This window comes from Brevundimonas sp. PAMC22021 (assembly GCF_019443405.1).
Classification (GTDB): Bacteria; Pseudomonadota; Alphaproteobacteria; order Caulobacterales; family Caulobacteraceae; genus Brevundimonas.
In genome coordinates, this window is the sequence record NZ_CP080376.1 from 1255189 (window position 1) to 1281479 (window position 26291).

The window sequence follows — 26291 nt, forward strand, 5'->3', positions numbered from 1 at the left end:
GCGCCAGCCGACGGGGCGTTCGCGGTTGGACACGCTTTAGGGGCGCGCGGGCTGAAATGCGCGAACCCGTTCGTAGGCATAGCCCAGGGACAGGATGCGGGCGTCGTCCCACTTGCCGCCGATGAAGCTGAGGCCCACGGGCATGCCGCGGTCCAGACCCATGGGAACGGTCAGGTGCGGATAGCCGGCCACGGCCGCCAGGCGACTAGCCGAACCCTGCATCTCGTCCTCGTCCTTGGGATCGTTGGTCCAGGCCCGCGAGGTGGTTGGGGCGATCAGCGCGACCAGCCGATGATCGCGCATCATCCGGTCGATGCCGTCCTCGCCCGCCGCTTTCAGCGAACGCGTGCGCGCCTCGACATAGGCGGGATCGTCGAGGCCGCCGGTCTTCTCGGCGCGCTCGAACAGATCCTGCCCGAACAGCACCGTCTCGCGCGGCTCGGCGGCATTGAACGCGATCACCTCGGCCAGGGTGCGGGTCCGAACCTGCGCGGGGTTCGTGGACGCCAGATAGGCGTTGAGGTCATGCTTCAGTTCGGTCAGCAGGACCGTCAGTTCCCAGCCCCCGATCCGCTGGTAGTCGGCCGGCGCCTCGGTCACTTCGATCACCTCCGCGCCCGCAGCGCGCAGTGCCGCCAGCGACTGCTCAAACGCGGCCTGGGTTTCGGCGGAGTAGCCGTCCAACAGAAACCGCATCACGCCGATGCGCGCGCCGCGTAGCGATCCGGCGTCCAGCGTCGCCCGATAATCGACCTTGCGGGCGTCGGCTTCGACCGTGGCCGCGTCGGCCGGGTCGCTGCCGGCAAGGGCGCTTAGAACCAGTGCCGCATCCTCTACCGTTCGCGTGATCGGCCCAGCGGTGTCCTGGGAGTGGCTGATCGGAACCACATGGGTGCGCGAGACCAGGCCCACCGTCGGCTTGAAGCCAACCACGCCGTTAACGGAGGCTGGGCAGGTGATCGAGCCGTCCGTCTCCGTCCCGATGGCGGCGGGAGCCAGGCCGATGGCGACCGCCACCGCGCTGCCGGACGAGGAGCCACAGGGCGTGCGCTCAAGGTCGTAGGGGTTGCGGGTCTGGTCCCCGACGGCGCTCCAGCCGCTGATCGACTCCGACGAACGGATATTGGCCCACTCCGACAGATTGGTCTTGCCCAGGATCACCGCGCCCGCGTCACGCAGCCGCGTCACCAGGGGCGCATCCCGCCCCGGCGCGTTGTCGGTCAGAGCCAGCGAGCCGGCCGTGGTCGGCATGTCGCGCGTCTCGATGTTGTCCTTCAGCAGCACCGGCATGCCGGACAGCGGTCCACGGCCGCTCGCGACCGGCGCCTCGGCGAACCGGATCACGCTGGCGTAGGCCGCGTCACGCTGTTGCAGCGAAGCGGTGTCGATGGCGGGCGCCGAGGCGCAGGCGGCGAGCGACAAGGCCGCCAGCGCCCCGCCGATCAGTCCTCCGCCTCGTGCGAGCGCGTCCCGATAGTGCGATCGAGGAAGTCCAGATAGGTGCGCCATTGTTGCAGTTGTCTCGGATCGCCGCGGACGCCGTGCCGCTGGCCGGGATAAAGCATCATCTCGAACGGCAGGCTCTGTTCCTGCAGCTTGTCGATGACGCGGGTCGCGTTGGGCAGGATGACGTTGTCGTCGGCCATGCCGTGCAGGATCAACAGCCGGCCGGTCATGTCCCCCAGGCGCGGCAGGACGTCGGTGCGGGCATAGCCCTCCGGATTGGCCTGCGGGGTAGACATGTACCGCTCGGTGTAGTGGGTGTCGTACAGCGCCCAGTCGGTGGGCGCCGCCCCCGCCATCGCCCCGGCCAGTCCCGCCTCGGGCTCAGTCAGGGTCATCAGGCTCATGAAGCCGCCATAGCTCCAGCCCATGATGGCGATGCGGTCGCCGTCGACGAAGGGCTGACGCTTCAGCCACTGCGCCGCCATGGTCTGGTCCTCGGTCTCTACGACGCCGAGCTGGCGATAGTTGCTGGTCTCGAACGCCTGCGAGCGGTCACCCTCACCCCGGTTGTCCAGACGGAAGACAATATAACCAGCCTCCGTCAGCAGTTGGCTCGTCGCCGGTTGCCAGCTCTTTTGCACGCCGGCGCCGGTGCCCGGCCCGCCATAGACTTGCATCACCACTGGGTATTTCTTCGAGGGATCGAAATTCGGCGGCGTCTGCATGCGCCAGACCAGGGTCTGGCCATGGCTTTGCAGGGTTCCGAACTCGGGCTCGCGCAGACGCGAGACGTAGGACGCAAAGGGATGGTCGGCGTCCAGCCGGTTCTCTTCGATCCAGCGCACGCGGGTCCCGTCCATGCGATACAGCGCCGACTGCGGCGGCGTCTTCGGATCGGAATAGTTGCCGACGTAGGCGGTGCCCGGCGCATTGACCGAGGCGTTCCACCAACCGCCAGCCGGGGTGATCGCTACCGGCGTTTCGGTGCGGTTCAGGCTGGCGCGGAACAGCTGCTGCTCGATCGGCAGCTCCTTGCCGTCTCGCATGGAGGCGGTGAAAAAGACCTCGCCCGTCTGTTCGTTGACGCCGTTCAAACCCTTGACCGGCCAGTCTCCGCGCGTGATCGGCCGCACCACCCGGCCGTTGCGGTCATACAGATAGAGGTGACGCCAGCCGGAGTCCTCGTTCGACCAGATGAAGCGGCCGTCCGGCAGCACATGGAAGTCGTCATTCAGATCGACCCAGGCGTCCGCCCGCTGGCTGACGATGACGCGTGAGCGTCCAGTCGCGGGATCGACGCTGAGCAGGTCCAACCGCTTCTGATCGCGCGACTGGCGCTGGACGTACAGGGTGCGACCGTCATTCGACCAATCGACCCGCGCCAGATAGATGTCGGTGTTGTCGCCAAGATCGACCTTGATGCGGTCGCCGCTGATCAGGTCGCGCACATACAGCTCGACGACCGCGTTCGGGCGTCCTGCCTTGGGATAGCGCTGCTCGACCACGGTCGTGCCCGCGCCGGTAATCTCGAAGCGCGGCACGATGTCCACCGGACTTTCGTCCACGCGGGTCAGCGCGATGTAACGCTCGTCGGGGCTCCACCAATAACCGGTGAACCGCTTCATCTCCTCCTGCGCGATGAACTCGGCCGTGGCCCAGGTGATCAGGTCGCGCCCGTCGTCGGTGATTGGGGTCTCGCGCCCGGTCGCCAGGTCCTGCACATACAGGTTCTGGTCGCGCACGAAGGAGACGTAGGAACCCTTAGGCGACACCTTGGCGTCGATTTCATCCGCTTCGGTCTCGGTCAGACGGCGCACCGATCCATCGGCCCGCGTCGCCAGGAACAGGTCGCCTTCCAGCGGCGCCAGGATATAGCGGCCCTGCTGATCCCAGGCGTAGTCGACCACGCCCCGCGCGCTGATCCGCAGCCGTTCCCGGCGCGCCTTTTCCGCTTCCGACAGTTCGCCGGCCTCGGGCGCCAGCGCGCGGGCGTCGATCAGCTTATAGGGCTCGCCCTCTCCGGTCGGGGCGGCCCACAGGTCTTGGACGTTCGAATCGTCCTCGCGTCCGCGCAAAAAGGCGACCAGCTGTCCGTCCGGCGACAGGCTGACGCCGCGTGCGACGGGACCGGCGAGGCTCGGGCTTGCGAACACGCGCTCGGGCGTCAGAACAGCAGGATCGGCGGGCGCCTGCGCCAGGGCCGAACCGGCCGACAGCAGGATGGAAGAGGCGAGTAGAAGGGTGCGCATCCGGCCAAGCTATCTGGCGATTCCGTGGCCGTCATCAGGGAAAATCCGGTTCGCCTTCCCTGCGACAGGTTCGCAGCCTAGATAGGCCCGATGACCGACGCCGCCCTCTCCGCCCCGCCCGTCAAGGCCAGCCCGTTTCACCAGCTGGAGGTTCTGTGGGTCCGCCATTGGACCGACAGCCTGTTCAGCTTCGGCGTGGCCCGCCCCGACGATTTCCGCTTCCGTTCGGGCGAGTTCGTGATGATCGGCCTGCCGGGAGAGGACGGCGGCAAGCCGGTGCTGCGCGCCTATTCCATCGCCAGCCCGTGCTGGGACGAACAGCTGGAGTTCTTCTCCATCAAGGTCCCGGACGGACCCCTGACCTCACGCCTGCAGAAGATCCAGGCGGGCGACACCGTGCTGATGGGCAAGAAGCCGACTGGCACCCTGGTGCTGGACGCCCTGACCGGCGGCGAGCGGCTGTTCCTGATCGGCACCGGCACGGGCCTGGCGCCATGGCTCAGCGTCGCGCGCGATCCGGAGACCTATTCCCGCTTCGGCCACGTCTATGTGGTGCACACGGTGCGGGGCGTGGCGGACCTGGCCTATCGCGACTTCTTCACCAGCGGCATCCAAGACGACCCGCTGATCGGCGACGAGGCCAAGGCTCAGCTGACCTACTATCCGACCGTCACGCGCGAGGCGTTTGACACGCCCGGCCGCATCACCGACCGGATCAAGTCCGGCGACTTCTTCCGCGACCTCGGCCTGCCCGAAGGCTTCGATCCCGCAAAGGACCGCATCATGCTGTGCGGCTCCATGGCCATGATCAAGGAAGTCGGCGAACTGCTGGAGACCTATGGCCTCAAGGAAGGCTCCAACGCCGAACCCGCCGACTATGTGCTGGAACGCGCCTTCGTCGGTTGAGGCGCGGCGGCTTAGTCGCTAACCCACCGCCATGAGCAAGCCCGCCCTTGTCGCCGTCGACTCTCGCGTCGATCCCGCCGCCTGCCAGACGATGCCCGAGGTCCGCCAGGGCGTCGATGCGCTGGATCGCGCCTTGGTGGCTCTGCTGGCCGAGCGTCAGCGCTACATGGACGCCGCGGCTCGCATCAAGCCGGATCGCGACGCTGTCCACGACGACGATCGCATCGAAGACGTGGTCGCCAAGGTGCTGACGGCCGCAAGGGCGCAGGGCCTGTCGCCCGACATCGCCGAACCTGTTTGGCGCTTGCTGATCGATCGCTGCATCGCGCACGAGTTCGCGGCCTATGACCGCACGCGTGGCTAACGCCTGAGGCTTCTCAGCATCAGCTCGTGGCGATAGGCGGCCACGTCCGCCAGCGCCGCGTCCAGAGCCGAGCGCACCCGCTCCAATGCGGGCGACGCCATCTTGGCCTCCAGCGCCTCGGCGGCGGCGCACTGGTCCGCCAGGTCTCCCGCTCCGATCCCGGCCGCGGCGCCGCGCAAGGTATGCACCGCATCGCGCCAGCCTTCGACCTTCGGGTCGAGCAAGCCCGACCAGAGCGCCGCCTGTTCGGCAAACAGGCCCAGCACCTCTTCCGAAATCTCGGGATCGTCGCCGGTTGTGCGGTCGAGCACAGAGAAGTCGATCGCGCCCGACAGGTCGCGTCGCGCCATCAGGCCGCCGCCTCTTCACCCTTCGCCAGCCGAGAGTGCCGCGACGACCAGGCGAAGTAGATGGCGACGCCGATCACGTTCCAGATCAGAAAGCCGATCTGCGTCGTGCCCCGCAGACTCAGGAAGAAGACAATGCAGCCGATCACGGTCAGCCCGCCGACCAGCGGCCAGAGCGGCGCCTTGAACACGCGCCGGCGGCCGGGCTCACGAAGCCTCAGCACGATCAGGCTGACTCCCACCGCGCAGAAGGCCGCCAGCGTCCCCGCATTGGCGAGCGACGCCAACTCATCCAGCGGCAGGAGCCCCGCCAGGATCGCCACGACCACGGCGGTGAACACCGTCACCACCGCCGGCACGCCCCGGTTCGACACTCGCGCCAGGCGCCTCGGCAGCAGCCCGTCGCGCGCCATGCCGAGAAAGATGCGGCTCTGACCGAACAGGAACGCCAACAGCACGGTCGGCAGGGCGATCACCGCCGCCGCCGCGATCCACTGCGCCGCCGTGCCCTGCCCCAGCTCTCGCATGATCAGCGACAGCGGCTCGGCGCTGTCGGCGAAGCTGGCCACCGGCCGTGCGCCGATCGCCGCGGTCGCCACCAGCAGGTACAGCGCCGTGCACACCAGCATCGAGCCCACGATGCCGATGGCGAGGTCCCGCTCGGGCCGCTTGGTCTCCTCGGCCGCCGTCGAGATGGCGTCGAAGCCGTAGAAGGCGAAAAAGATGATCGCCGCAGCCGCCATCACCCCGGTCTGCACAAAGGGCGCGCCAAAGCCGTTGGGCATGAAGGGCGTGAAGTTCTCCGCATCGAACGCCGGCATCGCCACCGCCACGAACACCGCCAACGCCGCGATCTTCACCAGCACCAGCACGGCGTTGAGCGTCGCGCTTTCCTTGGTTCCCAGCAGCAGCAACCCCGTGACTACACCGATGATCGCCACCGCCGGCAGATTGATGATCCCGCCCGCATGCGGCCCCGCCGTCAGCGCCAGCGGCAGATCGACTCCTAGCCCGCTCAAGAAAGCGACCGCGTAGCCGCTCCACCCGACCGCCACCGCCGAAACGACCAGCGAATATTCCAGGATCAGGCTCCACCCCACGACCCAGGCGATCAGCTCGCCGAGCACGGCATAGGAGTAGGTGTAGGCGCTGCCCGCCGTCGGCATCATGGTCGACAGCTCCGCATAGGCCAGCGCCGCGCACGCGCACACCAGCCCCGCCAAGGCGAAGCTGATCAGCACCGCAGGACCCGCCAGCCCCGCGCCCACACCGATCAGCGTCAGGATGCCCGTGCCGACGATCGCACCCACGCCCAACGCCAGCAGATGCGGCCAGCTCAGCGTCGCCTTCAGACGCGGCCCCTCATGCGAGTGCGCCAGCATGGCGTCGATCGATCGACGACGGTTCCAAAAGGCCATGAGCAGCTCCCCCTGCCGCCTGTGCCTGCGGCTGATTCCGCCGCGACCTTAGCGCGCTTCAGAAAGTTTCCGAAACCGCTTGCCAAGCCGCCGCCCGCTGGGTAGTAGGAGCGCCCTTCGGGACGGCCACGCCGCTTTCGAAGACAAGACGATCGGTCGGGTGATTAGCTCAGTTGGTAGAGCAGCTGACTCTTAATCAGCGGGTCCACAGTTCGAACCTGTGATCACCCACCATTCGTCTTCTTCAAATCCGCAAACATCAAAGTTGATGGCGCTCGGCGTTAGCCCCTGCGAACCCGCGCGGTGCGTTCCGCTTGTGCGGAAGGGCGCGCCTGGCGCGCCCTTGTTGTTTCGGTCAGCCGATGGCGCCCACGCAGCCTTCGGCCTCGCCGGGCGACAGATCCGCGTCGGTCAGGGCCAACGTCCAGCCATGGTGGGTGTTCAGGCCCCAGCGGCGGGCGCCGCCGCCGTCGCCCGCGTCGCCGCCCGCGGTGACCACCACCCGTCGGCCCTTGGGCAAGGCGGGCGGATCGATCTTGCCGACGGCGAGCGAGGTGGGCGTGTCGCCGCCATAGCCGTCGAAGACGCTGAGCATCGACCATTCGCGGCGCAGGCCCATCCACCAGGCGTCTTCAGTGTTGATGGCCAGCACCGAAATCCCACGACCTTCGGCGGCGAAGGCGAGCGCGCTTTGCGGATCGCGCACCATGCGAATATCAGCGGCGGCGCCGAAGCGCAGGCGCGCTCCGTCAAAGGCCCGCGTCGGCTCGATCGGCGCCCAAACCTGGACCTGAAGTCGGCCCTGGCGCGCCAGGCCCCAACCGACGATCTCGCGCCAGAGGTGCTCGACCGCCTGGGCGTTCTCGGGCGCACACTTGGCGAGCATCCGCGCCTGCACGGTCTGCTCGCGATCGGGACGCAGCTTGGTATGGGCGCCGCTGGGCGCGTCCTTTGCTCGGCCAACGGTGGAGGCGACGGCCAGGCGCTGCTCGAAGAGCGCAAGGATCTGGTCGTCTATGCTGTCGATCTCGGCGCGCAACGCCGCCAAAGCCTGCTGTTCGGGCGTCTGGTGCGGCGCGGGTTCAGGCCAGGCCTGCTTCAGAGGAGATGGGGTCACGGCGTAGGGCTTTCGGCATGGTGTTTCGATTTGCAGGGGCGTGCTGCCACTCCGTTGGGGAGCGGTCGCCGGAGAGACAGTCAGGAGCGAGAAATGCCCGACGCCTCAGCCGGCGTATCGAAAGCCGAAATAATAGCCGTCAACCGCGCGCGAACGGTCGAAGGAGCGGAAAAAGGCGCGCGCGAGGGACATGGGTCCACTGGGTTCCGGCAAGGGCGGATCGTAGCGATCCGTCCGTTGTTCAAACACGCAACAGGCGTGCGCCGTCAACCCTTGTCGAGGCTTAGCAGGACAAACCGCGTGCGATTGTCGCCGGAATCCTGAAGATCGTTGCGCAGGATCGACAGCCCGTAGGCTTCCGCCGCACCGGCCGGCGCCAGCGCCGCGCGAGTCGCATCGCCCGCCTCCGCCACCGCCCGCGCGGCGCCCGCCGTGTCGAAGGCCTCGACCGGCGCGAGATTCATGGCCTTCAAGGTTGCGGCGCACTGCGCCAGGGCCACCGGATGGCTTTCCACGGTCCGGATGTCCGACAGCCGAGCACCGTCGATCGCCATCAAGGCGTGCCGGATCGGCCGCCACACTTCGGCGATGGGTTCAAGCTCAAGCGCGGCCACCAGACTGGCCGCCGGTTGCACCACGCCGACGGCCGAGTTCTCGACCGGAATCAGGGCGCAACCGCAGTCGCCGGACTTGAGCGCCTCGATGGCTGCCTCGAAACTGTCATGGCCGACCGCCTCGTCCCAGGGGCGAAGCGCCAGGCAGGCCTGATGGCTGAACGATCCCGGCGCGCCCTGGTAGGCGACGCGACCGCGCGTGGCGATTGTCTCGCTGGCCGTCATGTCAGGCCGCCCTGGCCTGCTCGGTCCGCACGGCCTTCAGCCGCTCGGCCACCAGGAACGCCAGTTCGAGCGCCTGGTCGGCGTTGAGGCGCGGGTCGCAATGGGTGTGATAGCGGCTGGACAGGTCGTCCTCGGTGACTGCCTGCGCGCCGCCCAGGCATTCGGTGACGTTCTGACCGGTCATCTCCAGGTGGACGCCGCCGGCGTGCACGCCCTCCGCCTCGGCGACGTCGATAAAGGTCCGGACCTCCCCCAGAATGCGGTCGAAGGGCCGGGTCTTGTAGCCGTTGCCGGCCTTCAGCGTATTGCCGTGCATGGGGTCGATCGACCACACCACCTTGCGGCCGGACGCCTTCACCGCCCGCATCAGTCCAGGCAGCCGCGCGCCGACCTTGTCGTGGCCGAACCGGCCGATCAGCGTCAGCCGGCCCGAGACGTTGTCCGGGTTAAGCGCGTCGATCAGCGGCAAGAGGTCGGCGGCCTCCATGGTCGGGCCGCACTTGACCCCGATGGGATTGCGGATGCCCTTCATGAACTCGACGTGCGCGCCGTCCAGCTGACGCGTGCGCTCGCCGATCCAGAGCATGTGCGCCGAGGTGTCGAACCATTCGCCCGTGGCTCCGTCCAGTCGGGTCAGCGCCGATTCGACGTTCAGCAGCAGCGCCTCGTGGCTGGTGAAGACCTCGACCCGGCTTAGGTCTGGGTGCGTCTCCGGCGTCACGCCGACCGCCTCCATGAAGGCCAGGGCCTCGGTGATCTTGTCCGCCAGCTCACGGTACTGGGCGCCCGCCGCATTGTCGCCGGCGAAGCCCAGCGTCCAGCGGTGGATATTGTAGAGGTCGGCATAGCCGCCGCCGGCAAAGGCGCGCAGCAGGTTCAGCGTAGACGCCGACTGGTTATAGGCTCGGATCAGTCGCTGCGGATCGGGCGTGCGCTCTTCGGGCGTGAATCCCATGCCGTTGATGATGTCGCCGCGATAGCTGGGCAGCTCGACATCGCCGATCTGCTCGACGCCCGAGGAGCGCGGCTTGGCGAACTGGCCCGCGATGCGGCCGACCTTCACCACCGGCTTGCGCCCGGCAAAGGTCAGCACCACCGCCATCTGCAGGATCAGGCGAAAGGTGTCGCGGATGTTGTCGGTCGAGAACTCCTTGAAGCTTTCGGCGCAATCGCCGCCCTGAAGCAGAAAGGCTTCGCCGCGTTCCACCTGCGACAGCCGCTCGGTCAGACGCCTCGCCTCGCCGGCGAACACCAGCGGCGGAAGCGCCCGCAGTTCGTCCTCAACCGCCGCCAGGGCGCGCGCGTCCGGATAATCCGTCGGCATCTGCAGGACAGGCTTCGATCTCCAGCTCTCGGGGGTCCAGCGCATGCTCATTCAACAAGGATAGGACCTTGCGCCGCTGCTCACAATCACAACGGCGCAAGGCGGCTGTCGTCAGGAACCGTCCGCGCCGAGGTCTTCGGGCGTCGGAGACTGGGCGGAAGACGATTCGGCCTTCCGCTCGGCCTTGGCGGCCGCCTTCGCGGCGGCTTTCTGGGCGGCGGCGCGCTCACGTTCCTGGCGTTCGAAGTTGTAGTTGGGCTTCCGGGCCATGATCGTTCTCGCTCCTGCTCTGTCCTAAAGACGGTCCATCAACATGGCGCCGAAAGCCGGCGACGCAAATCGCTGTCGCCGCTCGCGCCCCGAGATCAGATGCCCGAAGCCCTGACCGCTTCGGTCGAAACGGCGTCCGGGTCTCCCGGCAGCCAGGCGACGTGGCCGTTGTAGACGCCCTCGTTCAGGATTTTCTCTTCACGCGCGACCAGCACCGGGACCAGCATCTGGCCCGTGACATTGGTCGCCGTGCGCATCATGTCGATGATCCGATCGATGGCGACGATGTAGCCAATGCCCTCCAACGGCAGGCCGGCGGTGGACAGGGTCAGCGTCAGCATGACGATCGAGGTTCCCGGCACGCCGGCTGTGCCCAGCGACCCCAGCACGGCCGTCAGCCCGATCAGCACATACTGGGTCAGCGTCAGGTCGATGCTGAAGTATTGGGCGATGAAGATGGAGGCGATGGCCGGATAGATGGCGCCGCACCCGTCCATCTTGACATTGGCCCCCAGTGGCACGGCGAAGGCTGCATAGGCCTGGGGCACGCCCAGCCGCTCCACCGTCTGACGCAGAGTGATCGGCAGGGTGCCCAGCGAAGACGAGGTGGCGAAGGCGGTCTGCTGGGCGGCGAACGCGCCTCGGAAGAAGCTGACGACGTTCAGACCGTGCAGCTTCAGCAGGCCCGAATAGATCACGAAGATGTGGAACAGGCAGGCCGCATAGATGGCGAAGATGAACTTGCCCAGCGGCAACAGAGCCTCCCAGCCGTAGCCGCCGACCACCGACCCGATCAGACCAAACACGCCGATCGGCGTCAGCTGGATCACCCAGCGCGTGATACGAAAGATCACCGCTGCGCCCTCGTCCACCAGCCGCCGCACGCCCTGGGCGCGGTCGCCCAGCGCCACCAGCGCCGAACCGACCAGGGCCGAGAAGAAAATGATCTGCAGCACCCGCCCCTCGCTCAGCGCCGCGAACGGGTTGGTCGGCACGATGCCGATCAGCACCTCCAGCGGCGTCGGGATCTCGCGCGCCCTGACCTCGCCCAGCGGCAGGTTGGCCAGGCCCAAGCCCGGATTGATCAAGTGGCCAAATGCGATGCCCACCAGCACAGCCAACAGCGAGGTGACCGCAAACCAGACGATGGTGCGCACGCCCAGCCGCACGGCGCCCGCGCCCTCCCCCAGCTTGGCTATGGAGCTGGCGATGGTGAACAGCACCAGCGGGGCGACCACCATGCGGATCAGGTTCAGGTAAACGTCGCCGATCGGCTGCAGCCAGACCTCGGCCTGCTCGCGCAGGATCAGCCCCGCAACAATGCCCAGCACGAAGCCGACGGCGGTGCGCTGCCACAGGGGAATGGCGAAGAAGCGGGAGAGCATGGACGGCGGCCTTGGAAAAGACGAACATGCCAAGGTGTCCACCCGGGCTCCGATCCGCAACCGCCGACGCGACGGATTTCTGCGACGTCTTTGCCCGCGACCGCCGACCCGGCCTTTAAACGCCCATCGCCCGGCGCACGTAGAAGCTGGACACAATAGCGTCCACCGCCTCCTCCACGTCCTCGAAAGTGTCGATCAGCACGTCAGCGCCGAGCTGCTCAACCGGTACGGGCGTGTAGCCGAAGGTGGTGAGGATGCATGGAAGTCCCGCATCACGGGCGGCGTCCGCGTCCGGCGCTGCGTCTCCGACCATGATGGCGCGCGCCGGATCGCCGCCCACGATCTGCACGGCCTCGGTCAGGTGCGCGCCGCTTGGCTTTCGGGCGCTGACACGCTCTGGGCCGACAACGGCGGCGAAGCGCGATGCGAGCTCCAGCTTCTGCATCAGCAGTTCCGACAAATCGGTGCGCTTGTTTGTGGCGACCACCAGCCGCGCGCCCCGCGCGCTCAGCCGGTCCAGCGTCTCCTCCACCCCCTCGTACGCCCGCGTGCCGTCCACGATGTGCGCGCGATAGTCGGTGAGGAACCGCTCGAACAACGCCTCCGACCGCGCCCGCTCCATGTCGCCTCCCGCCGCCTCGAACCCGTACACCAGCAGGGCCCGCGCCCCGGACCCGATCAGCGTCTGGGCCGCCTCCATCTCCACCGGCGGCAGGCCCTCCTCGACCAGCAGGCGGTTCAGCGTCCCGATTAGGTCCGGCGCTGAATCCACGAGCGTCCCATCCAGATCGAAGACAAGGGTCCAGCCCTCAAGATCGCGCTCGGTCATTCCATACTCCGTCATCCTGGGGCTTGAGCCGAGGATCAGCCGTTAAGCCGCACATGCGACGGGGGCCGCGCACCGCCGTCGTCAAATCCGATCCTCGGGTCAAGCCCAAGGATGACGAGCCGGAGAGGGCATTGTAGACGGCGCGGAACGCCTAGACGCCGGGAAGACTCATGACCAGCCAAACCCGCCCACGCGCCGCCATCATCCTGGCCGCAGGCCAGGGCACGCGAATGAAGTCGCCGCTGCCCAAGGTGCTGCACCGCGTGGGTCATCACACCATGCTGGACCACGCCATCGACGCGGCCGAGGCCCTCGGCTGCGAACGCATCGTGGTGGTGGTCGGCGACCACTCGCCCGACGTCCGCGCCCATGTGGAGAAACGCCTGGGCGCCGCCAGCATCGCCGTGCAGGACCCGCCGCTCGGCACCGGCCATGCCGTGCGCGCGGCCGAGGCGGCGCTCGCGGGCTTTGACGGCGAGGTGGTCGTGACCTACGGCGACGTGCCGCTGTTGAAGGCGTCGGACATCGAGCCCGTCTTCGGCGGCGAGGGCGTCACGGTCGTCGGCTTCCATGCCCGAGATCCGGGCGCCTACGGCCGGCTGATCCTGGACGGCGACACGCTGCAGGCCATCACCGAGGCCAAGGAAGCGTCGGCGGAGGTGCTGGCGCTGACCGCCTGCAACTCGGGCGTCATGGCCGCGCCGTCGGCCCTGCTGTTCCAGCTGCTGGCCGGCGTCACCAACGACAACGCGAAGGGCGAATATTACCTGACCGACGTGGTCGAACTCGCCCGCAGAGCCAATCATCCCACACACGCGGTCTTCGCCGAGGAGGACGCGGTGATGGGCGTCAACTCCCAGGGCGAGCTCGCGCAGGCCGAGGCCTTGTTCCAGAAGGTCCAGCGCGAGACGTTCCTCGCCGCCGGCGTCACCATGCCGGCCCCCGAGACCGTCCACTTCGCCTGGGACACTCAGGTCGGCGGCGGCGCGGTGATCGAGCCGTTCGTTGTCTTCGGCCCCGGCGCCGTGGTCGCGGGCGGCGCGCGCATCCGCAGCTTCAGCCACGTCGAGGGCGCCCGCGTCGCATCGGGCGCCGAGGTTGGTCCCTATGCGCGCCTGCGCCCCGGTGCGGACCTGGCCGAAGGCGTGCGGGTCGGCAACTTCGTCGAGGTCAAGAACGTGACCATGGCCAAGGGCGCCAAGGCCAATCACCTCGCCTATCTCGGCGACGGCGCTGTGGGCGAGAAGGCCAACGTCGGCGCAGGCACGATCTTCTGCAACTACGACGGCTTCAACAAGGCGCGCACCGAGATCGGGGCAGGCGCCTTTATCGGCTCCAACAGCGCGCTGGTCGCGCCGGTCAGCATCGGCGCGGGCGTGGTGGTCGGGTCCGGTTCGGTGGTGACGCAGGACGCCCCCGCCGACGCCCTGGTGTTCGGCCGCGCCCGTCAGGTGAACAAGCCCGGCGCCGGCCTCGCCTTCCGCGACAAGGCCAAGAGCAAAAAGGACGCGAGATGAGCGACCTACAGAAAAAGAACGCCGGAGAGGCGGCGGCCGGACGGGTCGAGGCCGGCATGGTCGTTGGTCTGGGGACGGGCTCCACCGCCGCATGGTTCGTCAAGGCGCTGGCGGCGCGCGGCCTATCCGGCCTGCGCTGCGTTCCCACCTCCGAAAAGACCGCAGATCTCGCGCGGGACCTCGGCCTGACGCTGTCGACGCTTGAGGACACGCCGCGCATCGACCTGACCGTCGACGGCGCGGACGAGATCGGCCCGGGCCTGGCGCTGATCAAGGGCGGCGGCGCGGCCCTGCTGCGCGAAAAGCTGGTGTGGGAGGCGTCCGACCGCTGCATCGTCATCGCCGATGCTGCCAAGGTTGTGCCGGTCCTGGGCGCCTTCCCTCTGCCGATCGAAGTGGTCGCGTTTGGTCACAAGACCACGGCGAACCGGCTCGCGGACGTGCTGATCGACCATGACATCAGCCAGCCCGCGCGCGTGCGGCAGGCCGACCGCGGTCTGGTCCGCACCGACGGCGGCAATCTGATCTATGACGCCGCCTGCCGCGCCATCCATGATCCCGTGCGGCTGGCCGACGATCTGAAGCTGATCACCGGCGTGGTCGAGCACGGCCTGTTCCTGGACCTGGCGGACGAGGCGATCATCGGCGAGGACGCGGGCGTCCAGGTCCTGCGACCCTGAACCGCGAGTCGCTGGGGCAAGCTTTTCGCCACAAGCATGCCTATATTGCGCCCATGACCTTTCGACCCACCACCATCGAGCGCGCCTATCAGCTGGCGGAGAGCGGCGAATGCCGCACCGTCGGCGACGTCAAGAAGCAGCTGGCGGCCGAGGGTTTCGTCGGCATCCAGGACCAGCTCTATGGCGCGACCATCACCGCTGCGCTGCGCCAGCGTTGCGTCAAATTCTACAAGGCGGAAGAACCTGCGGAAGGCTGATGCGCCTTCGGCCTTGCGTTTCGAGGTGAAAGCCGCCATTCTCCGTCCTGTCGATCTCTCTGCGTAACGCATTCGTTCTCCGCGCCTCGCTCTGGGATCCGTTGCCGCTCCTTTCAGACCGACCCCCGCCTGGCGCGCTCTTGCGTCTGGCCGTTTTCGATGGAGGTCCTGAAATGGCGACCGGAACTGTCAAGTGGTACAACCCGACCAAGGGTTATGGCTTCATCCAGCCGGATGACGGCGGCAAGGACGTGTTCGTTCACGTCTCGGCCGTCGAAGGCGCTGGCCTGCGCGGCCTGGATGAAAACCAGAAGATTTCCTACGAGATCGAGCGCGACCGTCGCTCGGGCAAGGAATCGGCCGGTCAACTGAAGACCGTCTGAAGCCTGGCGTCTCGCCAGACTGACTTCGAGACGGCGGTCCCTTGCGGGGCCGCCGTTTTCGTTTGTCCGTTGCCGCAGTGCCCGACGGCGCCTAAGTCGGCTCGACCCAAGACGCGCCGGAGCCGACGATGAGCCATTCCTACGACTATGATCTGTTCGTCATCGGCGCGGGGTCGGGCGGCGTGCGGGCTGCGCGGCTGACGGCGCTGGGCGGCAAGAAGGTCGCGGTCGCCGAAGAATACCGGGTCGGCGGCACCTGCGTGATCCGGGGCTGCGTGCCCAAGAAGTTCATGGTCATGGCCTCCGAGGTCAGCCATGCGCTGGAGATCGCCGAGGGGTACGGCTGGTCGTTCGACAACGCCCGCTTCGACTGGCCCACCTTCCTGCAGGCCAAGGACGTCGAGATCGCCCGCCTGTCCGGCATCTACACCGCCAACCTCGGCAAGGCGGGCGTCGACCTGATCCATGGCCGCGCCGTGCTGAAGGACGCCCACACCGTCGAGATCGTGGGCAAGAACCAGACGGTTACCGCCGAACGCATCCTGATCGCCACTGGCGGCCGTCCGTGGAAGCCGGAGGCTCTTCCCGGCATCGAACACGCCATCACCTCAGAGGAAGCCTTCCACCTGCCTGAGCTGCCAAAGCGCATCCTGATCGCGGGCGGCGGCTATATCGCGGTGGAGTTCGCCGGCATCTTCGCCGGGCTGGGCGTCGACACCACGCTGATCTACCGCGGACCCAACGTCCTGCGCGGCTTCGACGACGATGTGCGCGCCCATCTGGCCGGCGAGATCGAGAAGCGCGGGATCAAGGTCATCCTGGGCTGCCAGCATGCGTCTATCGAGAAAACCGATAGGGGTCTCGTCAACCATCTCGAAAACGGCATGCGCATCGAGACCGACGTGGTGATGTTCGCAACCGGACGCGTGCCGCACGTGGTCGATCTCGGGCTGGAAAGCGCCGGCGTCGAGCTGAACGAGGCGGGCGCGATCAAGGTGGACGCCTTCTCCCGCACCTCCGCCGACAACATCTGGGCCATCGGCGACGTGACCGACCGCATGAACCTGACGCCGGTCGCGATCCGTGAGGCGGTGGCGTTCCACCAGACCGTGTTTCGCGACAACCCCCAGCACTTTGACTACGAGGCCGTCGCCACAGCCGTGTTCAGCCAGCCGCCGGTGGGGGTCGTCGGCCTGACTGAGGCCGAGGCGCGGCACAGCTGTGCGGCCGGCGTCGACGTCTACGTCACCCGCTTCCGCCCGATGAAATACGCTTTCACCGGCTCGGACGAACGCGTGCTGATGAAGCTGGTGGTGGACGCCGACACCCAGCGCGTGGTGGGCGTCCACATCGTCGGACCCGACGGCCCGGAGATGATCCAGCTGGCGGCCATCGCCGTGAAGGCTGGCCTGACCAAGGCTCAGTGGGACGCCACCTGCGCGGTCCACCCCACCATGGCCGAGGAGCTGGTGACGCTGAAGGACAAGCAGACGGCGTCCAGCGGCGCCGTCTAGAACCGACTTAGCGGGTCCGCTCCCGATAACGCTCCAGCACGTCCAGCCTGATCCGGTCCGGCACGGCCTGCGCCACCGGACCATCATTGCCGAAGTAGAGCAACTGCGTGTCGCCTTCGGCAGCGCCCGGCCAGGCCGGTCGTCCCCGCCCGTTCGGATCGCCGGCCCGCGCGAATGCGGTCCAATAGGCCATCATCGCCCGCGACGCCGCGCGGTCCCGGTCCTCGACCGGATAGGGCAAGGTGTTCAGCGTGCCGAACACATAAGGCCGCTCGATCGCGTGGGTTGCGCCGCCGTGCGGCTCAGGATTCTCGGCCGAGCTGATGTCGAAGCGATAAAGCCAGGCCTTGTGACCCGCACGCGCATGCAGTCGCGCCAGGTGACGCGCCGGCTCGGCGAACACCAGGTCCGTCATGGCCTGGGCGTCGAAGCCCTCCAGCCCGCCATAGACCTGCGCCGCCTCCGCGCGCTCCAGCCATGTCATTTCATCATCGGCCGTGCCGTATCCGTTGGGATCGGTTGGACGGATCCACCAGAACTCACGGCTGTTGGTGCCGATGATCAAGGGCGCGGCGCTTTGACGGCCGGCGCGGAAGACCGCCTCCACCTGATCGGGCACGACCCGCCCGTCGATGATCGTCAGGTCGCCATTGGCGAAGATCGGCGCAGGCGTCAGGAACAGTTCGGCTGGCGCAGCACGCAGGTCCGCCGCCGTGCGCAGCCCCGCGCCATAGGCGAACACCTCGCCCCGTTCGCGCGCCGACGGCTCGCCCTTGGGGCCGCGTCGATCCAGCCAGGCCACCCGCTCGCGTCCCAGGCCCGACTGGACCACAGCCTTGTGAAACAGCCCCTGCGCCGGCGGCGAGATCATCAGGCGGGTTACGATCGCGCCGCCGGCCGACTCGCCAAAGACCGTCACATTGGCCGGATCACCCCCGAAGGCCCCGATGTTGCCGCGCACCCACCGCAGGGCGGCGATGACGTCCATCAGGCCGTAGTTGCCGGCCGCCTCCCCCGCCGGCCGCTCAGCCGCCAGCGCCGGATGATCGAAGAAGCCTAGCCGGCCCAGCCGATAGTTCAGCGTGACCACGACCACGCCTTCTCTGGCCAAGGCCGAGCCGTCGTAGAGGCCGGCCGTGCCAGAACCGTTGTTCAATCCTCCGCCATGGATCCACACCATGACGGGCGCCGGCCTCGATGTGCGCGCGGCCGGTGACCAGACGTTCAGGTTCAGGCAGTCCTCGCTCATCGGACCCGCCCCGACCCCGGGATCGCCCGGCGCCGGCGCCTGGATGCAGATGGCGCCATAGGTCGTGGCGTCCCGTTCGCCCTGCCAGGACGACGGCTCGACCGGCGGTCGCCAGCGGCGCTCGCCCGTGGGCGGCGCCGCATAGGGAATGTTCTTGAAGGCCAGCACGTCGCCGCTCGCCTCGCCGGCAAGCACGCCCTGCTCCACCCTGATTGTCGGTGCGGCGAAAGTCACGGAAGGGAAAGCCAAGGCTAGGGCGAAAGCGAAAGGGGCGAGGCCGCCGACGAAAGTCATGCCCGCCCTTAAGCAAAATCCGGCCGGGGGTTGAAGGGGCGAAAAAATCCTCCGGCGCATGAACCTTCACCGTGCGGATGCGTTCAGAGCCAAGTTTTCGGTGGGGTAGTCTTTGAGAGTCTTCGCGACAGGCGACAACGCCGAAGACCTGGGCGCCGCTTTCGACGCGTCCCCAAACGCCTATGTGCTGCTGAGACCCGCCGACCTGACCATCGTCGCCGCCAACCAGGCGTATCTGGACGCTCTCAGCGTCGGTCGCGACCAGATCGTCGGCAAGCCTATGTTCGAGACCTTCGATTCGGGTTCGGGCAGCGAAGCGCCGGAAAACGTCCGGCAGGTCCGCACATCGCTGGAACGCGCGCGCGACATGCGCCAACGCGATCATCTGGCGACCGTGCGTTTTTCCGTGCTTAGACCAGGCATAGACGGTCAGGCGGTGTTCGAAGAGCGCCTCTGGAGCGCCACTCACACGCCTGTCCTGAATCCGGACGGCGAGGTGGTGCTGCTGCTGCAGCACACCACCGACGTCACCGATCTGGAAGCCTCGCGCGAGGGGCAAGGCGTCCAGGCGGGCTCCCCTCATATCGCCGTCGGTGGGCAGGTCCTGAAACGCGCCCAGCAGGTGCAGGAGAGCAACCGGCGGCTCGAAGCTGAGCGCAATCGCATTGTCGAAATGATCATGCAGGCGCCCGGCTTCATGGCGTTGCTGACGGGGCCTGAACATCGCTTCGAAATCGTCAACGACGCCTTTCACCGACTTGTCGGCGAACGCGACATCGTGGGCAAGCCGATCCGCGAGGCCTTGCCCGAACTTGAAGACCAAGGTTTTTTCAGCAACCTGGACACCGTGTTCACCACCGGCGAGCCATTCGAAGGTCGTCAGAGCCGGATCCAGCTTCAGACTGGCCCCAACCGTTTGATGGAGAACCTCTACCTCAACTTCATCTACCAGCCGATCCGCGACAGCTCGGGTGCGGTGGCCGCCATTCTGGTTCAAGGTCACGATGTCACCGACAGCGTGCGCGCCGCCGAACGTCAGAAGCTGATGATCGACGAGTTGAACCACCGGGTGAAGAACACCCTGGCCACGGTTCAGTCGATCGCCGTGCAGACCGCTCGCTCGCACCAGGATCCCGCGACGTTCGCCGAAGCCTTCCAGTCACGCATACTATCCCTGTCGCACACCCACGATCTGCTGACGCGCAGCCACTGGGAAGGCGCCGACCTTCGCGCCATTCTGAACCATGAAACCGAGGCTCATGGCGTCGCGCGGGTCAGCCTGAATGGTCCGCCGGTGGCGCTGGAGCCGGCCATGGCCTTGTCCCTGGGCATGATCTTTCACGAACTGGCCACCAACGCCGCCAAGTACGGCGCACTGTCTCATGCGGATGGACGGGTTCTCGTCGACTGGAGCGTCACCGATCAGCGTGACCGCGTCCTGCACATGTCTTGGCGCGAGGTGGGCGGCCCGCCTGTCGCCGAACCTGATCGCCGGGGTTTCGGCAGTCGATTGATTCAGCGGAATGTTCGCCATGATCTGGCGGGAGAGATCGATCTGGTCTACGCCCCCACCGGATTAACGGCGGAGCTGACGGTTCCGCTCGACGGAAGGCAGACAGGATGAACGACGGGTTGCAGGGTCGGCGCGTGCTGGTGGTCGAGGACGAGTCTTTGGTCGCCATGCTTCTGGAAACCATCCTCGAGGACATGGGCTGCACGCCGGTCGGTCCCGCATCCAACATCGACGACGGCGAGACGCTGGCTCGCGGCGACGTCGAGCTGGACGCCGCCCTCCTGGACGTCAATGTCGCGGGGCGTCAGGTGTTTCCGGTCGCTGCGGCGCTCAAGGCGCGTGGCGTGCCGTTTGTGTTCTCGACCGGCTATGGTGAAGGCGGGCTGCCCGACGAATGGCGCGGCAATCCCACCATCCAGAAGCCCTTCACGGAGGCCGCCGTCCGCGACGCCCTGATGAAGGCCATGAACATCGTCACCGCCTGATCTGAGGTCCGCCGGCCGCTAAATTTGCTCGGCCTGCAGCGGCGCGCGCTTCAAGGCCTGCAGGTTGGCCGAACCGGTGCAGAAGCACGCGGTTCTCAGCTGGCGCACCACCGTCTGGAAGTGGCTGACCACGGCCTCCGTCGAGATCGTCGCGGCCTGGAGCACGCCGGCCGCCTGTCCGACGATGTCGGCGCCCAGCCGGATCGCCTTGGCGGCGTCCAGGCCGTTCCGCACCCCGCCTGAGCCGATCAGCAGCAGATGGGGGACAGCCCTCCTCGCCTCAATCAGAGCCCGAGCGGTTGGGATGCCCCAGTCGGCGAACACGGCCGCATGCGAGCGGTCCTCGGCGCCGCTCGACCGCTCGCCCTCGATCAGCGCCCAGTTCGAGCCGCCCGCCCCGGCCACGTCGATCGCGGCCACGCCCATGTCCGCCAAGCGGCGAGCGGTGGAAGCCGAGATGCCCGCCCCCGTCTCCTTGACGACCACGGGCGCATCGAGCCGCCGGACCAGCGCCTCCAGCGCGGCGCCCACGCCCCACCAATCGCGGTCGCCCTCGGGCTGACATGCCTCCTGCAGGGGATTCAGGTGAACGATCAGGGCGTCGGCGCCGATCGCCTCCATGATCCGCCGCGCCTCGTCCACTCCAAAGCCGCGCGTCAGCTGGGCCGCGCCGATATTGGCCAGGATCGGCGTATCTGGGGCTCGACGCCTCAGTCCCCCATCCAGGCCGCTGGCGGCGCCGTGTTCCAGCGCTGCGCGCTGCGACCCGACAGCCAGGGCGATCCCCAGGTGCTGGGCAGCCTCGGCGAGGCGCGCATTGATATCGCCGGCGCGCGCCGGCCCTCCCGTCATCGAGCTGATAAGCAGGGGCGCCTGCAACCGCTGCCCCAGGAAGTCGGCGCCCAGGTCGATCTTGGCGTGGTCCAGGTCCGGCAGGGCCTCATGCACGAAGTGCACCGTGTCGAAGCCGGCGTCGCGCGCGTGCCGACCACGGCCCTGCAGCACGATGTCCAGATGCTGGTCCTTGCGGGCGAGGATCGGCTCTTCGCTCATGGCGCCGGGTCCTTGAACAGGATCAGGGCTTGCGTTCGATCGTCAGCGCATAGGCGCCGGTCGCATTCGGGCCGAAGGATCGCGCCCTGACTACGTAGCCGCCGTCCTCCGGCGCGGTCCAGGACAGCCGGGCATGGGTGTCCGACAGCCCGTCGTCGTCGGTGGCGAGGCTTTCGTACGGTTCGCCCTCCGCCTGTCGGCCAACATCGAGGAAGGCGTCGAAGGCGTTGGAAACCAGCGTCAGCTGAAGCTTCTCGTCCTTCTTGGCCTGAAAGCGATAGGCGTCGAAGGCGGCGCCCTCCTCCGTGGTCGCATCCGATGCTGACAAAGTCCCGCGCGCGGTCTCGCCGATGACGACGACGCCCGGAGCCGGCTCCGGACCTCGGTCGGTCAGTTCCAGCGAATAAAGACCCCGCTCTTCGGCGCCCAGAGGCATGGCGCGAATCACATAGTCGCCGTCAGACGGCAGGGTCAGGTTGAGCCGCGCGTCCGTGCCCTCGCCCAATCCGTCATCGTCCGACGCCAGCGCCTCGAACGCTCCCTCGGCCGATCCGATCTCCAGATAGGCGTCGAAGTCGCCCGAGCGCAGGACGGCCTGAACCCGCTGGCCTTCCGTCCCGCTGAAGCGATAGGCGTCATAATGCGCGCCATTGTCGGCCTGGGCGTCCGCATCCGCGATCTCGCCTTCGACGGCCTGTCCGAACACAGCCGGCGTGGGTTCGGGCGGCGGCGGCGTCTCCTCGACCTGCAGGCGATAACGACCGACATCCTCGGCGCTCAGCGCGCGCGCCTCGATCACATAGTCGCCGTCCGCTTCAAGCGTGTGAGAAATGCGCGCGTCGGTGCCCTCGCCCGCACCGTCGTCATCCTCATCCAAGGCCTCGGAGCCGTCGGCGCCCCGCAGCACGAGATAGGCGTCGAAGTCGGACGATTTCAGGGTGATCGCCAGGTGCTGACCGACGCGTCCCGAAAAGCTGTAGAAGGCGGCGGGCGCGCCATCGTCGTTGACGGCTCCGCCTTCCTGCAACTGGCCGGCGATGTTGGCGGGCAGGGTCAAGGGCGCCGCGGCCGGCGCCGCCGGAGCGCTGGCCAAGGCGAGCTGATAGCCGCCCAACGCCTCGTCCAGGGATGTTGCTCGTATGGCGTAGGCGCCGTCCTCCGGTGCGGTGAAGACCAGCCGGGCGTTCAGTCCTCGCCCCGGCGCGTCGTCGTTGCGCGCAAGTTCGTCGAAGCTGCGCCGGTCCTGCCGGCCGACGACGAGAACCGGATCGAAGCTGTCCGACTCGAGCGTGATCGCCACCCGCTCTCCAGCACGCGCCTGGAAACGATAGCCGTCGTAGCGCGCCCCGTCTTCCGCTGCGGGGTCTCGCGCGGTCAGTTCGCCCTGCAAGGCCTCGCTCACGGCGATCCGGCGTCCATCCTGCGCCAGCGCGGGCGCGCCCAGAGCCAGAACGACGACGCCCGCGAGCGGCAAGACGGACGAACGACGCATGAATCAGTCTCCAAAAGGCGGCGCGATCATAGACGCCGATCCAGCGGAACTGTAAATCGCGCGCCTGCCCCCGAAGTCGGAACCGGAGACGCTCCAATGACGGTCGAGCCTGCACGCGCCGCCCTGATCGACGGCAAGACGTTCTCCGCGGCCCTGGTCGAGCGCGTCGCCGCCGCCGCCGCCCGCCTGAACCAGGCGCATGGTGTCCAGGCGGGCCTGGCCGTCGTGATCGTGGGCGAGGATCCGGCCAGCCAGATCTATGTCCGCAACAAGGGCGAGCGCACCCTGGGCGCAGGCATGCGGTCGGACACCCACAGGCTGGCGGAAACGACGACTCAGGCCGAGCTGCTGTCGCTGATCGCGGGGCTGAACACCGATGCGGGCGTACACGGCATCCTGGTGCAACTGCCTCTGCCCGCTCACATCGACGCTTCGGCGGTGCTGGCCGCGATCGATCCCGACAAGGACGTGGACGGCTTCCATGTCGTCAACGCGGGGCGGCTGGCGGTCGGGCTGCCCGGCCTTGTTCCCTGCACGCCGCTCGGGTGCCTTTTGATGCTGAAGGACCAGCTGGGTGATCTGTCGGGCCTTCACGCGGTGGTGGTCGGGCGCTCCAACATCGTCGGCAAGCCGATGGCGCAGCTGCTGCTGGCCGAAAGCTGCACCGTCACCATCGCGCATTCGCGAACGCGCGACCTCCCTGCCCTTTGCCGCACCGCCGACATCCTGGTGGCGGCGGTCGGCCGGCCCGAGATGGTTCGCGGCGACTGGATCAAGCCGGGCGCCACGGTGATCGACGTCGGCATCAACCGCGTCCCCTCGCTTGATCCCGCCAAGGCCGCCGAAGGCAAGACGCGTGTCGTGGGCGATGTGGCCTTTGCCGAAGCTGTTCAGGTCGCCGGGCGCATCACGCCCGTGCCGGGCGGCGTGGGTCCCATGACCATCGCCTGCCTCTTGGCCAACACCTATGTGGCCGCCTGCCGCCAGAACGGGATCGCGCCGGAGCCGCTGGACGCCTGACGCTCCGCCTTGGCGCTTGTGGCGCGGCGGACGAGCGGGAATACTCCGACTCGCCGTTCGTCGAGCGCTGTCAGGAGCCTGCTCATGTCCACGCCAAAGCCCGCCGCCCTGCTGGCCCTGCTGGTCCTCGCGCCCGCCGTGTCGGCTTGCGGCTACAACACCATTCCGACCAAGCAGGAACGCGCCGAGGCGGCCTGGGCCGACGTTCAGAACGACTACCAACGTCGCGCCGACCTGATCCCCAACCTGGTGGCGACGGTCCAGGGCGCGGCGATCCAGGAGCGGACGACTTTGACGGACGTGATCAACGCCCGCGCTCGCGCCACTGCTGTCACCGTCTCGGCCGACGACCTCGACGACCCCGCCGCCTTTCAGCAGTTCCAGCAGGCGCAGGGGCAACTGAGCGGCGCCCTGTCTCGCCTGCTGGTCTCGGTCGAAGCCTATCCGCAGCTTCAGGCGAACCAGAACTTCCTCACCCTCCAAGACCAGATCGAGGGCGCGGAGAACCGCATCGCCATCGCCCGGCGCGACTACAACGAGGCCGTGCGCGACTACAACACCAGCCTGCGCACCTTTCCCAACGTGATCTGGGCCAAGACCGTACACTCCGGATCGCAGCCGATGCAGCTGTTCACGGCCGCCGCCGAGGCCCAGGCGGCGCCGCAGGTGAACTTCAACCTCGGCGCGCCCTCGTCCGCTCCGGCCGCGACGCCAGGAGGTCAGGCCGCGCCGGTCGCCCCGGGATCGCCGCCGCCGGCGCAGTAAGGACGGCCGTGTGGCTACCCTATCGCTCATGGAACGCATCGCGCGACGGCTGTCGGCGCTGCTGCTGGGGCTGTCGGTCCTTGCACTGACGTCGCCCGCGCTGGCGCAAGGCGACCCGCAGTTCCCGCCGCTGACCGGGCGGATCGTCGATCAGGCGCGGCTGCTTTCGCCCGCCAAGGAAACCGGGCTCGACGCCAAGCTGGCCGCGCTCGAGGCCGACACCAGCGACCAGCTGGTCGTCGTCACCCTGAACAGCCTGAACGGCCTCGAGATCGAGGATTACGGCTATCAGCTCGGCCGCCATTGGGGCATCGGACGCGGCCAGAGGGACAACGGCGTCCTGCTGATCGTCGCCCCAAACGAGCGCAAGGCTCGGATCGAGGTGGGCTATGGGCTGGAACCGATCCTTACGGACGCCTTTTCCTCGCGCGTGATCCAGACGCGGATGCTGCCCGCCTTTCGGAGCGGCGGGTATGAGCGCGGCATCACCGACGGCGTGGACGCCCTGATCGCCCAGATGCGGCTCGATCCCGCAGAGGCCCAGGCGCGAGCCCAGGGCGTTGAACCCGAGCGCGCCGAGGCGCCGATCGGACCGATGATCCTGATCGCGCTGGTGTTCCTGTTCATGTTCCTGGGGGCGATGGGCTCGGTCAGCCGACGTGGGCGACACTATCGCCGGCGAGGCGTCTCGCCCGTGCTGATCTGGGCGGCGTCGGAGGCTTTCCGAGCGAGCGCGAGCAGCCGCCGTGGCGGATTCGGCTCGGGCGGCATCGGCGGCGGCTTCCGTGGCGGCGGCGGCAGTTTCGGCGGCGGCGGAGCCTCAGGCGGATGGTGACCCCCTTCACGGCCGAGGACAGCGCGCGCGTGGCGGCGGCCATCCGCAAGGCCGAGGCGCGCACCTCTGGCGAGATTTTCTGCGTCGTGACGCAACAGGTCTCGAGCTATCGCGACATCAGCCTGGGCTGGGCGGCCGCAGCCGCCCTGATCCTGCCGCTGGCGCTGCTGCCGCTCGGCTTTGATCCCGCATGGTTTCCCGGCGTCGGCGACAGCTGGGAGTCGGCGCACCTGGCGGCGCGCGACATCACCGTGGCCAAGGCCATCGGCGCCTATGCCGTGCTCCAGGCCGCCATCTTCATCGCCGTCTTCCTGGTGACTCGCATACCAGCGGTGCTGCGGCTGGTGACGCCGAGAAACGTCAGGCGCATCCGCGTGCGCAGGGCGGCGCTGGCTCAGTTCCTGGCTCATGGCATCCATGAGACGGAGGCGCGCACCGGCGTGCTGATCTTCGCGGCCCTCTACGATCACCGCGTGGAGGTGATCGCCGACGAGGGCGTGCATCGCAAGACGCCTCCCGAAGTCTGGGGTCAGGCCGCGCTCGCTATTACCAAGGCCATGCAGGACGGTCGCCCGGCCACCGGCTTCGAGGCCGCCATCAGCCTGTGCGGCGACGTGCTGGCCGAGCATTTCCCGCCCGACCCGCGCGACGTCAACGAACTGCCCGATCGGCTGGTCGTGATCTGACGCCGATACGCCCCATCGGGGTCGCAATCCAACGACAAAAAGCCTAGCCAAGGC

Annotated in this window: 26 protein-coding genes and 1 tRNA gene; 14 read left to right on the forward strand and 13 right to left on the reverse strand. The window is 67.9% G+C overall.

Features of this window, described 5'->3' with window-relative positions; genetic code table 11:
- Nucleotides 1–36: 36 nt before the first annotated feature.
- Nucleotides 37–1509, reverse strand: a complete 1473-nt coding sequence (locus KY493_RS06185; protein WP_219898086.1) for an amidase — start codon at nt 1507–1509, stop codon at nt 37–39.
- On the reverse strand, nt 1443–3695 hold the full coding sequence (locus KY493_RS06190; RefSeq protein ID WP_219898087.1) for a S9 family peptidase: 2253 nt from the start codon (nt 3693–3695) through the stop codon (nt 1443–1445). The genes KY493_RS06185 and KY493_RS06190 overlap by 67 nt, the downstream gene beginning before the upstream one ends.
- Before the next feature lie 90 nt (nt 3696–3785).
- Here KY493_RS06190 and KY493_RS06195 point away from each other — a divergent pair, with 90 nt between their 5' ends.
- On the forward strand, nt 3786–4601 hold the full coding sequence (locus tag KY493_RS06195; RefSeq protein ID WP_219898088.1) for a ferredoxin--NADP reductase: 816 nt from the start codon (nt 3786–3788) through the stop codon (nt 4599–4601).
- A 31-nt stretch (nt 4602–4632) separates the two neighbouring features.
- Nucleotides 4633–4965 carry a chorismate mutase gene (locus tag KY493_RS06200; RefSeq protein WP_219898089.1) on the forward strand — a complete coding sequence of 111 codons (333 nt, stop codon included), beginning with the start codon at nt 4633–4635 and terminating at the stop codon, nt 4963–4965.
- On the opposite strand, the gene KY493_RS06205 is transcribed toward KY493_RS06200, so the two are convergent.
- Both KY493_RS06205 and KY493_RS06210 read right to left on the reverse strand, forming a co-directional pair.
- Nucleotides 4962–5315, reverse strand: a complete 354-nt coding sequence (locus KY493_RS06205; RefSeq protein ID WP_219898090.1) for an Hpt domain-containing protein — start codon at nt 5313–5315, stop codon at nt 4962–4964. The genes KY493_RS06200 and KY493_RS06205 overlap by 4 nt on opposite strands.
- A complete protein-coding gene (locus KY493_RS06210) occupies nt 5315–6730 on the reverse strand; it encodes an amino acid permease (RefSeq protein ID WP_219898091.1) in 1416 nt (471 codons plus the stop codon). The genes KY493_RS06205 and KY493_RS06210 overlap by 1 nt, the downstream gene beginning before the upstream one ends.
- Nucleotides 6731–6888: 158 nt before the next feature.
- Between KY493_RS06210 and KY493_RS06215 the strand changes: the two genes are divergently transcribed.
- Nucleotides 6889–6964, forward strand: a tRNA-Lys gene (locus KY493_RS06215).
- A 121-nt stretch (nt 6965–7085) separates the two neighbouring features.
- Here KY493_RS06215 and KY493_RS06220 read toward each other — a convergent pair.
- The 6 genes from KY493_RS06220 to KY493_RS06245 all read right to left on the reverse strand — a co-directional run bounded on the left by KY493_RS06220 (nt 7086) and on the right by KY493_RS06245 (nt 12494).
- Nucleotides 7086–7847 (reverse strand): chorismate mutase, encoded by a 762-nt coding sequence (locus tag KY493_RS06220; protein WP_255568069.1) that lies wholly within the window; start codon nt 7845–7847, stop codon nt 7086–7088.
- 266 nt (nt 7848–8113) lie between these two features.
- Nucleotides 8114–8686, reverse strand: a complete 573-nt coding sequence (locus KY493_RS06225) for a prephenate dehydratase domain-containing protein (protein ID WP_219898092.1) — start codon at nt 8684–8686, stop codon at nt 8114–8116.
- Nucleotide 8687: 1 nt separating this feature from the next.
- Nucleotides 8688–10061 (reverse strand): class II 3-deoxy-7-phosphoheptulonate synthase, encoded by a 1374-nt coding sequence (locus KY493_RS06230; protein ID WP_219898093.1) that lies wholly within the window; start codon nt 10059–10061, stop codon nt 8688–8690.
- Between the two features lie 60 nt (nt 10062–10121).
- Nucleotides 10122–10280, reverse strand: a complete 159-nt coding sequence (locus KY493_RS06235) for a hypothetical protein (RefSeq protein ID WP_219898094.1) — start codon at nt 10278–10280, stop codon at nt 10122–10124.
- Nucleotides 10281–10375: 95 nt separating this feature from the next.
- Complete coding sequence (locus tag KY493_RS06240; RefSeq protein WP_219898095.1) at nt 10376–11665, reverse strand: dicarboxylate/amino acid:cation symporter; 1290 nt, start codon at nt 11663–11665, stop codon at nt 10376–10378.
- Nucleotides 11666–11780: 115 nt separating this feature from the next.
- Complete coding sequence (locus tag KY493_RS06245; protein WP_219898096.1) at nt 11781–12494, reverse strand: HAD-IA family hydrolase; 714 nt, start codon at nt 12492–12494, stop codon at nt 11781–11783.
- Nucleotides 12495–12664: 170 nt separating this feature from the next.
- Between KY493_RS06245 and glmU the strand changes: the two genes are divergently transcribed.
- From glmU to gor, 5 genes are all read left to right on the forward strand, one after another.
- On the forward strand, nt 12665–14011 hold the full coding sequence (glmU, locus tag KY493_RS06250) for a bifunctional UDP-N-acetylglucosamine diphosphorylase/glucosamine-1-phosphate N-acetyltransferase GlmU (RefSeq protein WP_219898097.1): 1347 nt from the start codon (nt 12665–12667) through the stop codon (nt 14009–14011).
- Nucleotides 14008–14691 (forward strand): ribose-5-phosphate isomerase RpiA, encoded by a 684-nt coding sequence (gene rpiA / locus KY493_RS06255; RefSeq protein ID WP_219898098.1) that lies wholly within the window; start codon nt 14008–14010, stop codon nt 14689–14691. Before glmU ends, rpiA begins: the two co-directional genes overlap by 4 nt.
- A 53-nt stretch (nt 14692–14744) precedes the next feature.
- A complete protein-coding gene (locus KY493_RS06260) occupies nt 14745–14948 on the forward strand; it encodes a hypothetical protein (protein ID WP_219898099.1) in 204 nt (67 codons plus the stop codon).
- A gap of 173 nt (nt 14949–15121) precedes the next feature.
- Complete coding sequence (locus KY493_RS06265; RefSeq protein WP_219898100.1) at nt 15122–15331, forward strand: cold-shock protein; 210 nt, start codon at nt 15122–15124, stop codon at nt 15329–15331.
- A gap of 128 nt (nt 15332–15459) precedes the next feature.
- Nucleotides 15460–16845, forward strand: a complete 1386-nt coding sequence (gene gor, locus KY493_RS06270; protein ID WP_219898101.1) for a glutathione-disulfide reductase — start codon at nt 15460–15462, stop codon at nt 16843–16845.
- A 7-nt stretch (nt 16846–16852) separates the two neighbouring features.
- Here gor and KY493_RS06275 read toward each other — a convergent pair whose 3' ends face one another.
- Nucleotides 16853–18328, reverse strand: coding sequence for a carboxylesterase/lipase family protein (locus KY493_RS06275; RefSeq protein ID WP_255568070.1), 1476 nt, complete (start codon nt 18326–18328; stop codon nt 16853–16855).
- Nucleotides 18329–18500: 172 nt separating this feature from the next.
- On the opposite strand from KY493_RS06275, the gene KY493_RS06280 reads away from it, so the two are divergent.
- Together KY493_RS06280 and KY493_RS06285 are read left to right on the forward strand one after the other, a co-directional pair.
- Nucleotides 18501–20012: an HWE histidine kinase domain-containing protein gene (locus tag KY493_RS06280; protein WP_255568071.1), complete on the forward strand. Its 1512-nt coding sequence runs from the start codon at nt 18501–18503 to the stop codon at nt 20010–20012.
- Complete coding sequence (locus KY493_RS06285; RefSeq protein WP_219898103.1) at nt 20009–20386, forward strand: response regulator; 378 nt, start codon at nt 20009–20011, stop codon at nt 20384–20386. The genes KY493_RS06280 and KY493_RS06285 overlap by 4 nt, the downstream gene beginning before the upstream one ends.
- Nucleotides 20387–20404: 18 nt before the next feature.
- Here the strand turns inward: KY493_RS06285 and fni are convergent, their stop codons facing one another.
- A complete protein-coding gene (fni, locus tag KY493_RS06290) occupies nt 20405–21439 on the reverse strand; it encodes a type 2 isopentenyl-diphosphate Delta-isomerase (RefSeq protein ID WP_219898104.1) in 1035 nt (344 codons plus the stop codon).
- 22 nt (nt 21440–21461) lie between these two features.
- Entirely contained in the window at nt 21462–22931 is a 1470-nt protein-coding gene (locus tag KY493_RS06295) for a PPC domain-containing protein (protein ID WP_219898105.1), read from the reverse strand.
- Nucleotides 22932–23027: 96 nt separating this feature from the next.
- Here KY493_RS06295 and KY493_RS06300 point away from each other — a divergent pair, with 96 nt between their 5' ends.
- The 4 genes from KY493_RS06300 to KY493_RS06315 all read left to right on the forward strand — a co-directional run bounded on the left by KY493_RS06300 (nt 23028) and on the right by KY493_RS06315 (nt 26237).
- The gene (locus tag KY493_RS06300) at nt 23028–23951 is read left to right on the forward strand and encodes a bifunctional methylenetetrahydrofolate dehydrogenase/methenyltetrahydrofolate cyclohydrolase (RefSeq protein ID WP_219898106.1); all 924 of its coding nucleotides are present in this window, start codon (nt 23028–23030) and stop codon (nt 23949–23951) included.
- Between the two features lie 84 nt (nt 23952–24035).
- Complete coding sequence (locus tag KY493_RS06305) at nt 24036–24716, forward strand: LemA family protein (protein ID WP_219898107.1); 681 nt, start codon at nt 24036–24038, stop codon at nt 24714–24716.
- Between the two features lie 10 nt (nt 24717–24726).
- Complete coding sequence (locus tag KY493_RS06310) at nt 24727–25551, forward strand: YgcG family protein (RefSeq protein ID WP_255568073.1); 825 nt, start codon at nt 24727–24729, stop codon at nt 25549–25551.
- Nucleotides 25545–26237 carry a TPM domain-containing protein gene (locus KY493_RS06315; protein WP_219898108.1) on the forward strand — a complete coding sequence of 231 codons (693 nt, stop codon included), beginning with the start codon at nt 25545–25547 and terminating at the stop codon, nt 26235–26237. Before KY493_RS06310 ends, KY493_RS06315 begins: the two co-directional genes overlap by 7 nt.
- The last annotated feature ends 54 nt before the right edge of the window (nt 26238–26291 follow it).

What these genes read in the sequence shown, in the direction of transcription:
- KY493_RS06260 (WP_219898099.1), top strand. Translation starts at nt 14,745, where the DNA reads ATGACCTTTCGACCCACCACCATCGAGCGCGCCTATCAGCTGGCGGAG.
- fni (WP_219898104.1), bottom strand. Translation starts at nt 21,439, where the DNA reads ATGAGCGAAGAGCCGATCCTCGCCCGCAAGGACCAGCATCTGGACATC.
- KY493_RS06265 (WP_219898100.1), top strand. Translation starts at nt 15,122, where the DNA reads ATGGCGACCGGAACTGTCAAGTGGTACAACCCGACCAAGGGTTATGGC.
- glmU (WP_219898097.1), top strand. Translation starts at nt 12,665, where the DNA reads ATGACCAGCCAAACCCGCCCACGCGCCGCCATCATCCTGGCCGCAGGC.
- KY493_RS06305 (WP_219898107.1), top strand. Translation starts at nt 24,036, where the DNA reads ATGTCCACGCCAAAGCCCGCCGCCCTGCTGGCCCTGCTGGTCCTCGCG.
- KY493_RS06185 (WP_219898086.1), bottom strand. Translation starts at nt 1,509, where the DNA reads ATGGCGCACCTATCTGGACTTCCTCGATCGCACTATCGGGACGCGCTC.
- KY493_RS06285 (WP_219898103.1), top strand. Translation starts at nt 20,009, where the DNA reads ATGAACGACGGGTTGCAGGGTCGGCGCGTGCTGGTGGTCGAGGACGAG.
- KY493_RS06205 (WP_219898090.1), bottom strand. Translation starts at nt 5,315, where the DNA reads ATGGCGCGACGCGACCTGTCGGGCGCGATCGACTTCTCTGTGCTCGAC.
- KY493_RS06190 (WP_219898087.1), bottom strand. Translation starts at nt 3,695, where the DNA reads ATGCGCACCCTTCTACTCGCCTCTTCCATCCTGCTGTCGGCCGGTTCG.
- gor (WP_219898101.1), top strand. Translation starts at nt 15,460, where the DNA reads ATGAGCCATTCCTACGACTATGATCTGTTCGTCATCGGCGCGGGGTCG.
- KY493_RS06225 (WP_219898092.1), bottom strand. Translation starts at nt 8,686, where the DNA reads ATGACGGCCAGCGAGACAATCGCCACGCGCGGTCGCGTCGCCTACCAG.
- KY493_RS06245 (WP_219898096.1), bottom strand. Translation starts at nt 12,494, where the DNA reads ATGACCGAGCGCGATCTTGAGGGCTGGACCCTTGTCTTCGATCTGGAT.
- KY493_RS06200 (WP_219898089.1), top strand. Translation starts at nt 4,633, where the DNA reads ATGAGCAAGCCCGCCCTTGTCGCCGTCGACTCTCGCGTCGATCCCGCC.
- rpiA (WP_219898098.1), top strand. Translation starts at nt 14,008, where the DNA reads ATGAGCGACCTACAGAAAAAGAACGCCGGAGAGGCGGCGGCCGGACGG.
- KY493_RS06210 (WP_219898091.1), bottom strand. Translation starts at nt 6,730, where the DNA reads ATGGCCTTTTGGAACCGTCGTCGATCGATCGACGCCATGCTGGCGCAC.
- KY493_RS06235 (WP_219898094.1), bottom strand. Translation starts at nt 10,280, where the DNA reads ATGGCCCGGAAGCCCAACTACAACTTCGAACGCCAGGAACGTGAGCGC.
- KY493_RS06195 (WP_219898088.1), top strand. Translation starts at nt 3,786, where the DNA reads ATGACCGACGCCGCCCTCTCCGCCCCGCCCGTCAAGGCCAGCCCGTTT.
- KY493_RS06240 (WP_219898095.1), bottom strand. Translation starts at nt 11,665, where the DNA reads ATGCTCTCCCGCTTCTTCGCCATTCCCCTGTGGCAGCGCACCGCCGTC.
- KY493_RS06230 (WP_219898093.1), bottom strand. Translation starts at nt 10,061, where the DNA reads ATGAGCATGCGCTGGACCCCCGAGAGCTGGAGATCGAAGCCTGTCCTG.
- KY493_RS06300 (WP_219898106.1), top strand. Translation starts at nt 23,028, where the DNA reads ATGACGGTCGAGCCTGCACGCGCCGCCCTGATCGACGGCAAGACGTTC.
- KY493_RS06295 (WP_219898105.1), bottom strand. Translation starts at nt 22,931, where the DNA reads ATGCGTCGTTCGTCCGTCTTGCCGCTCGCGGGCGTCGTCGTTCTGGCT.
- KY493_RS06315 (WP_219898108.1), top strand. Translation starts at nt 25,545, where the DNA reads ATGGTGACCCCCTTCACGGCCGAGGACAGCGCGCGCGTGGCGGCGGCC.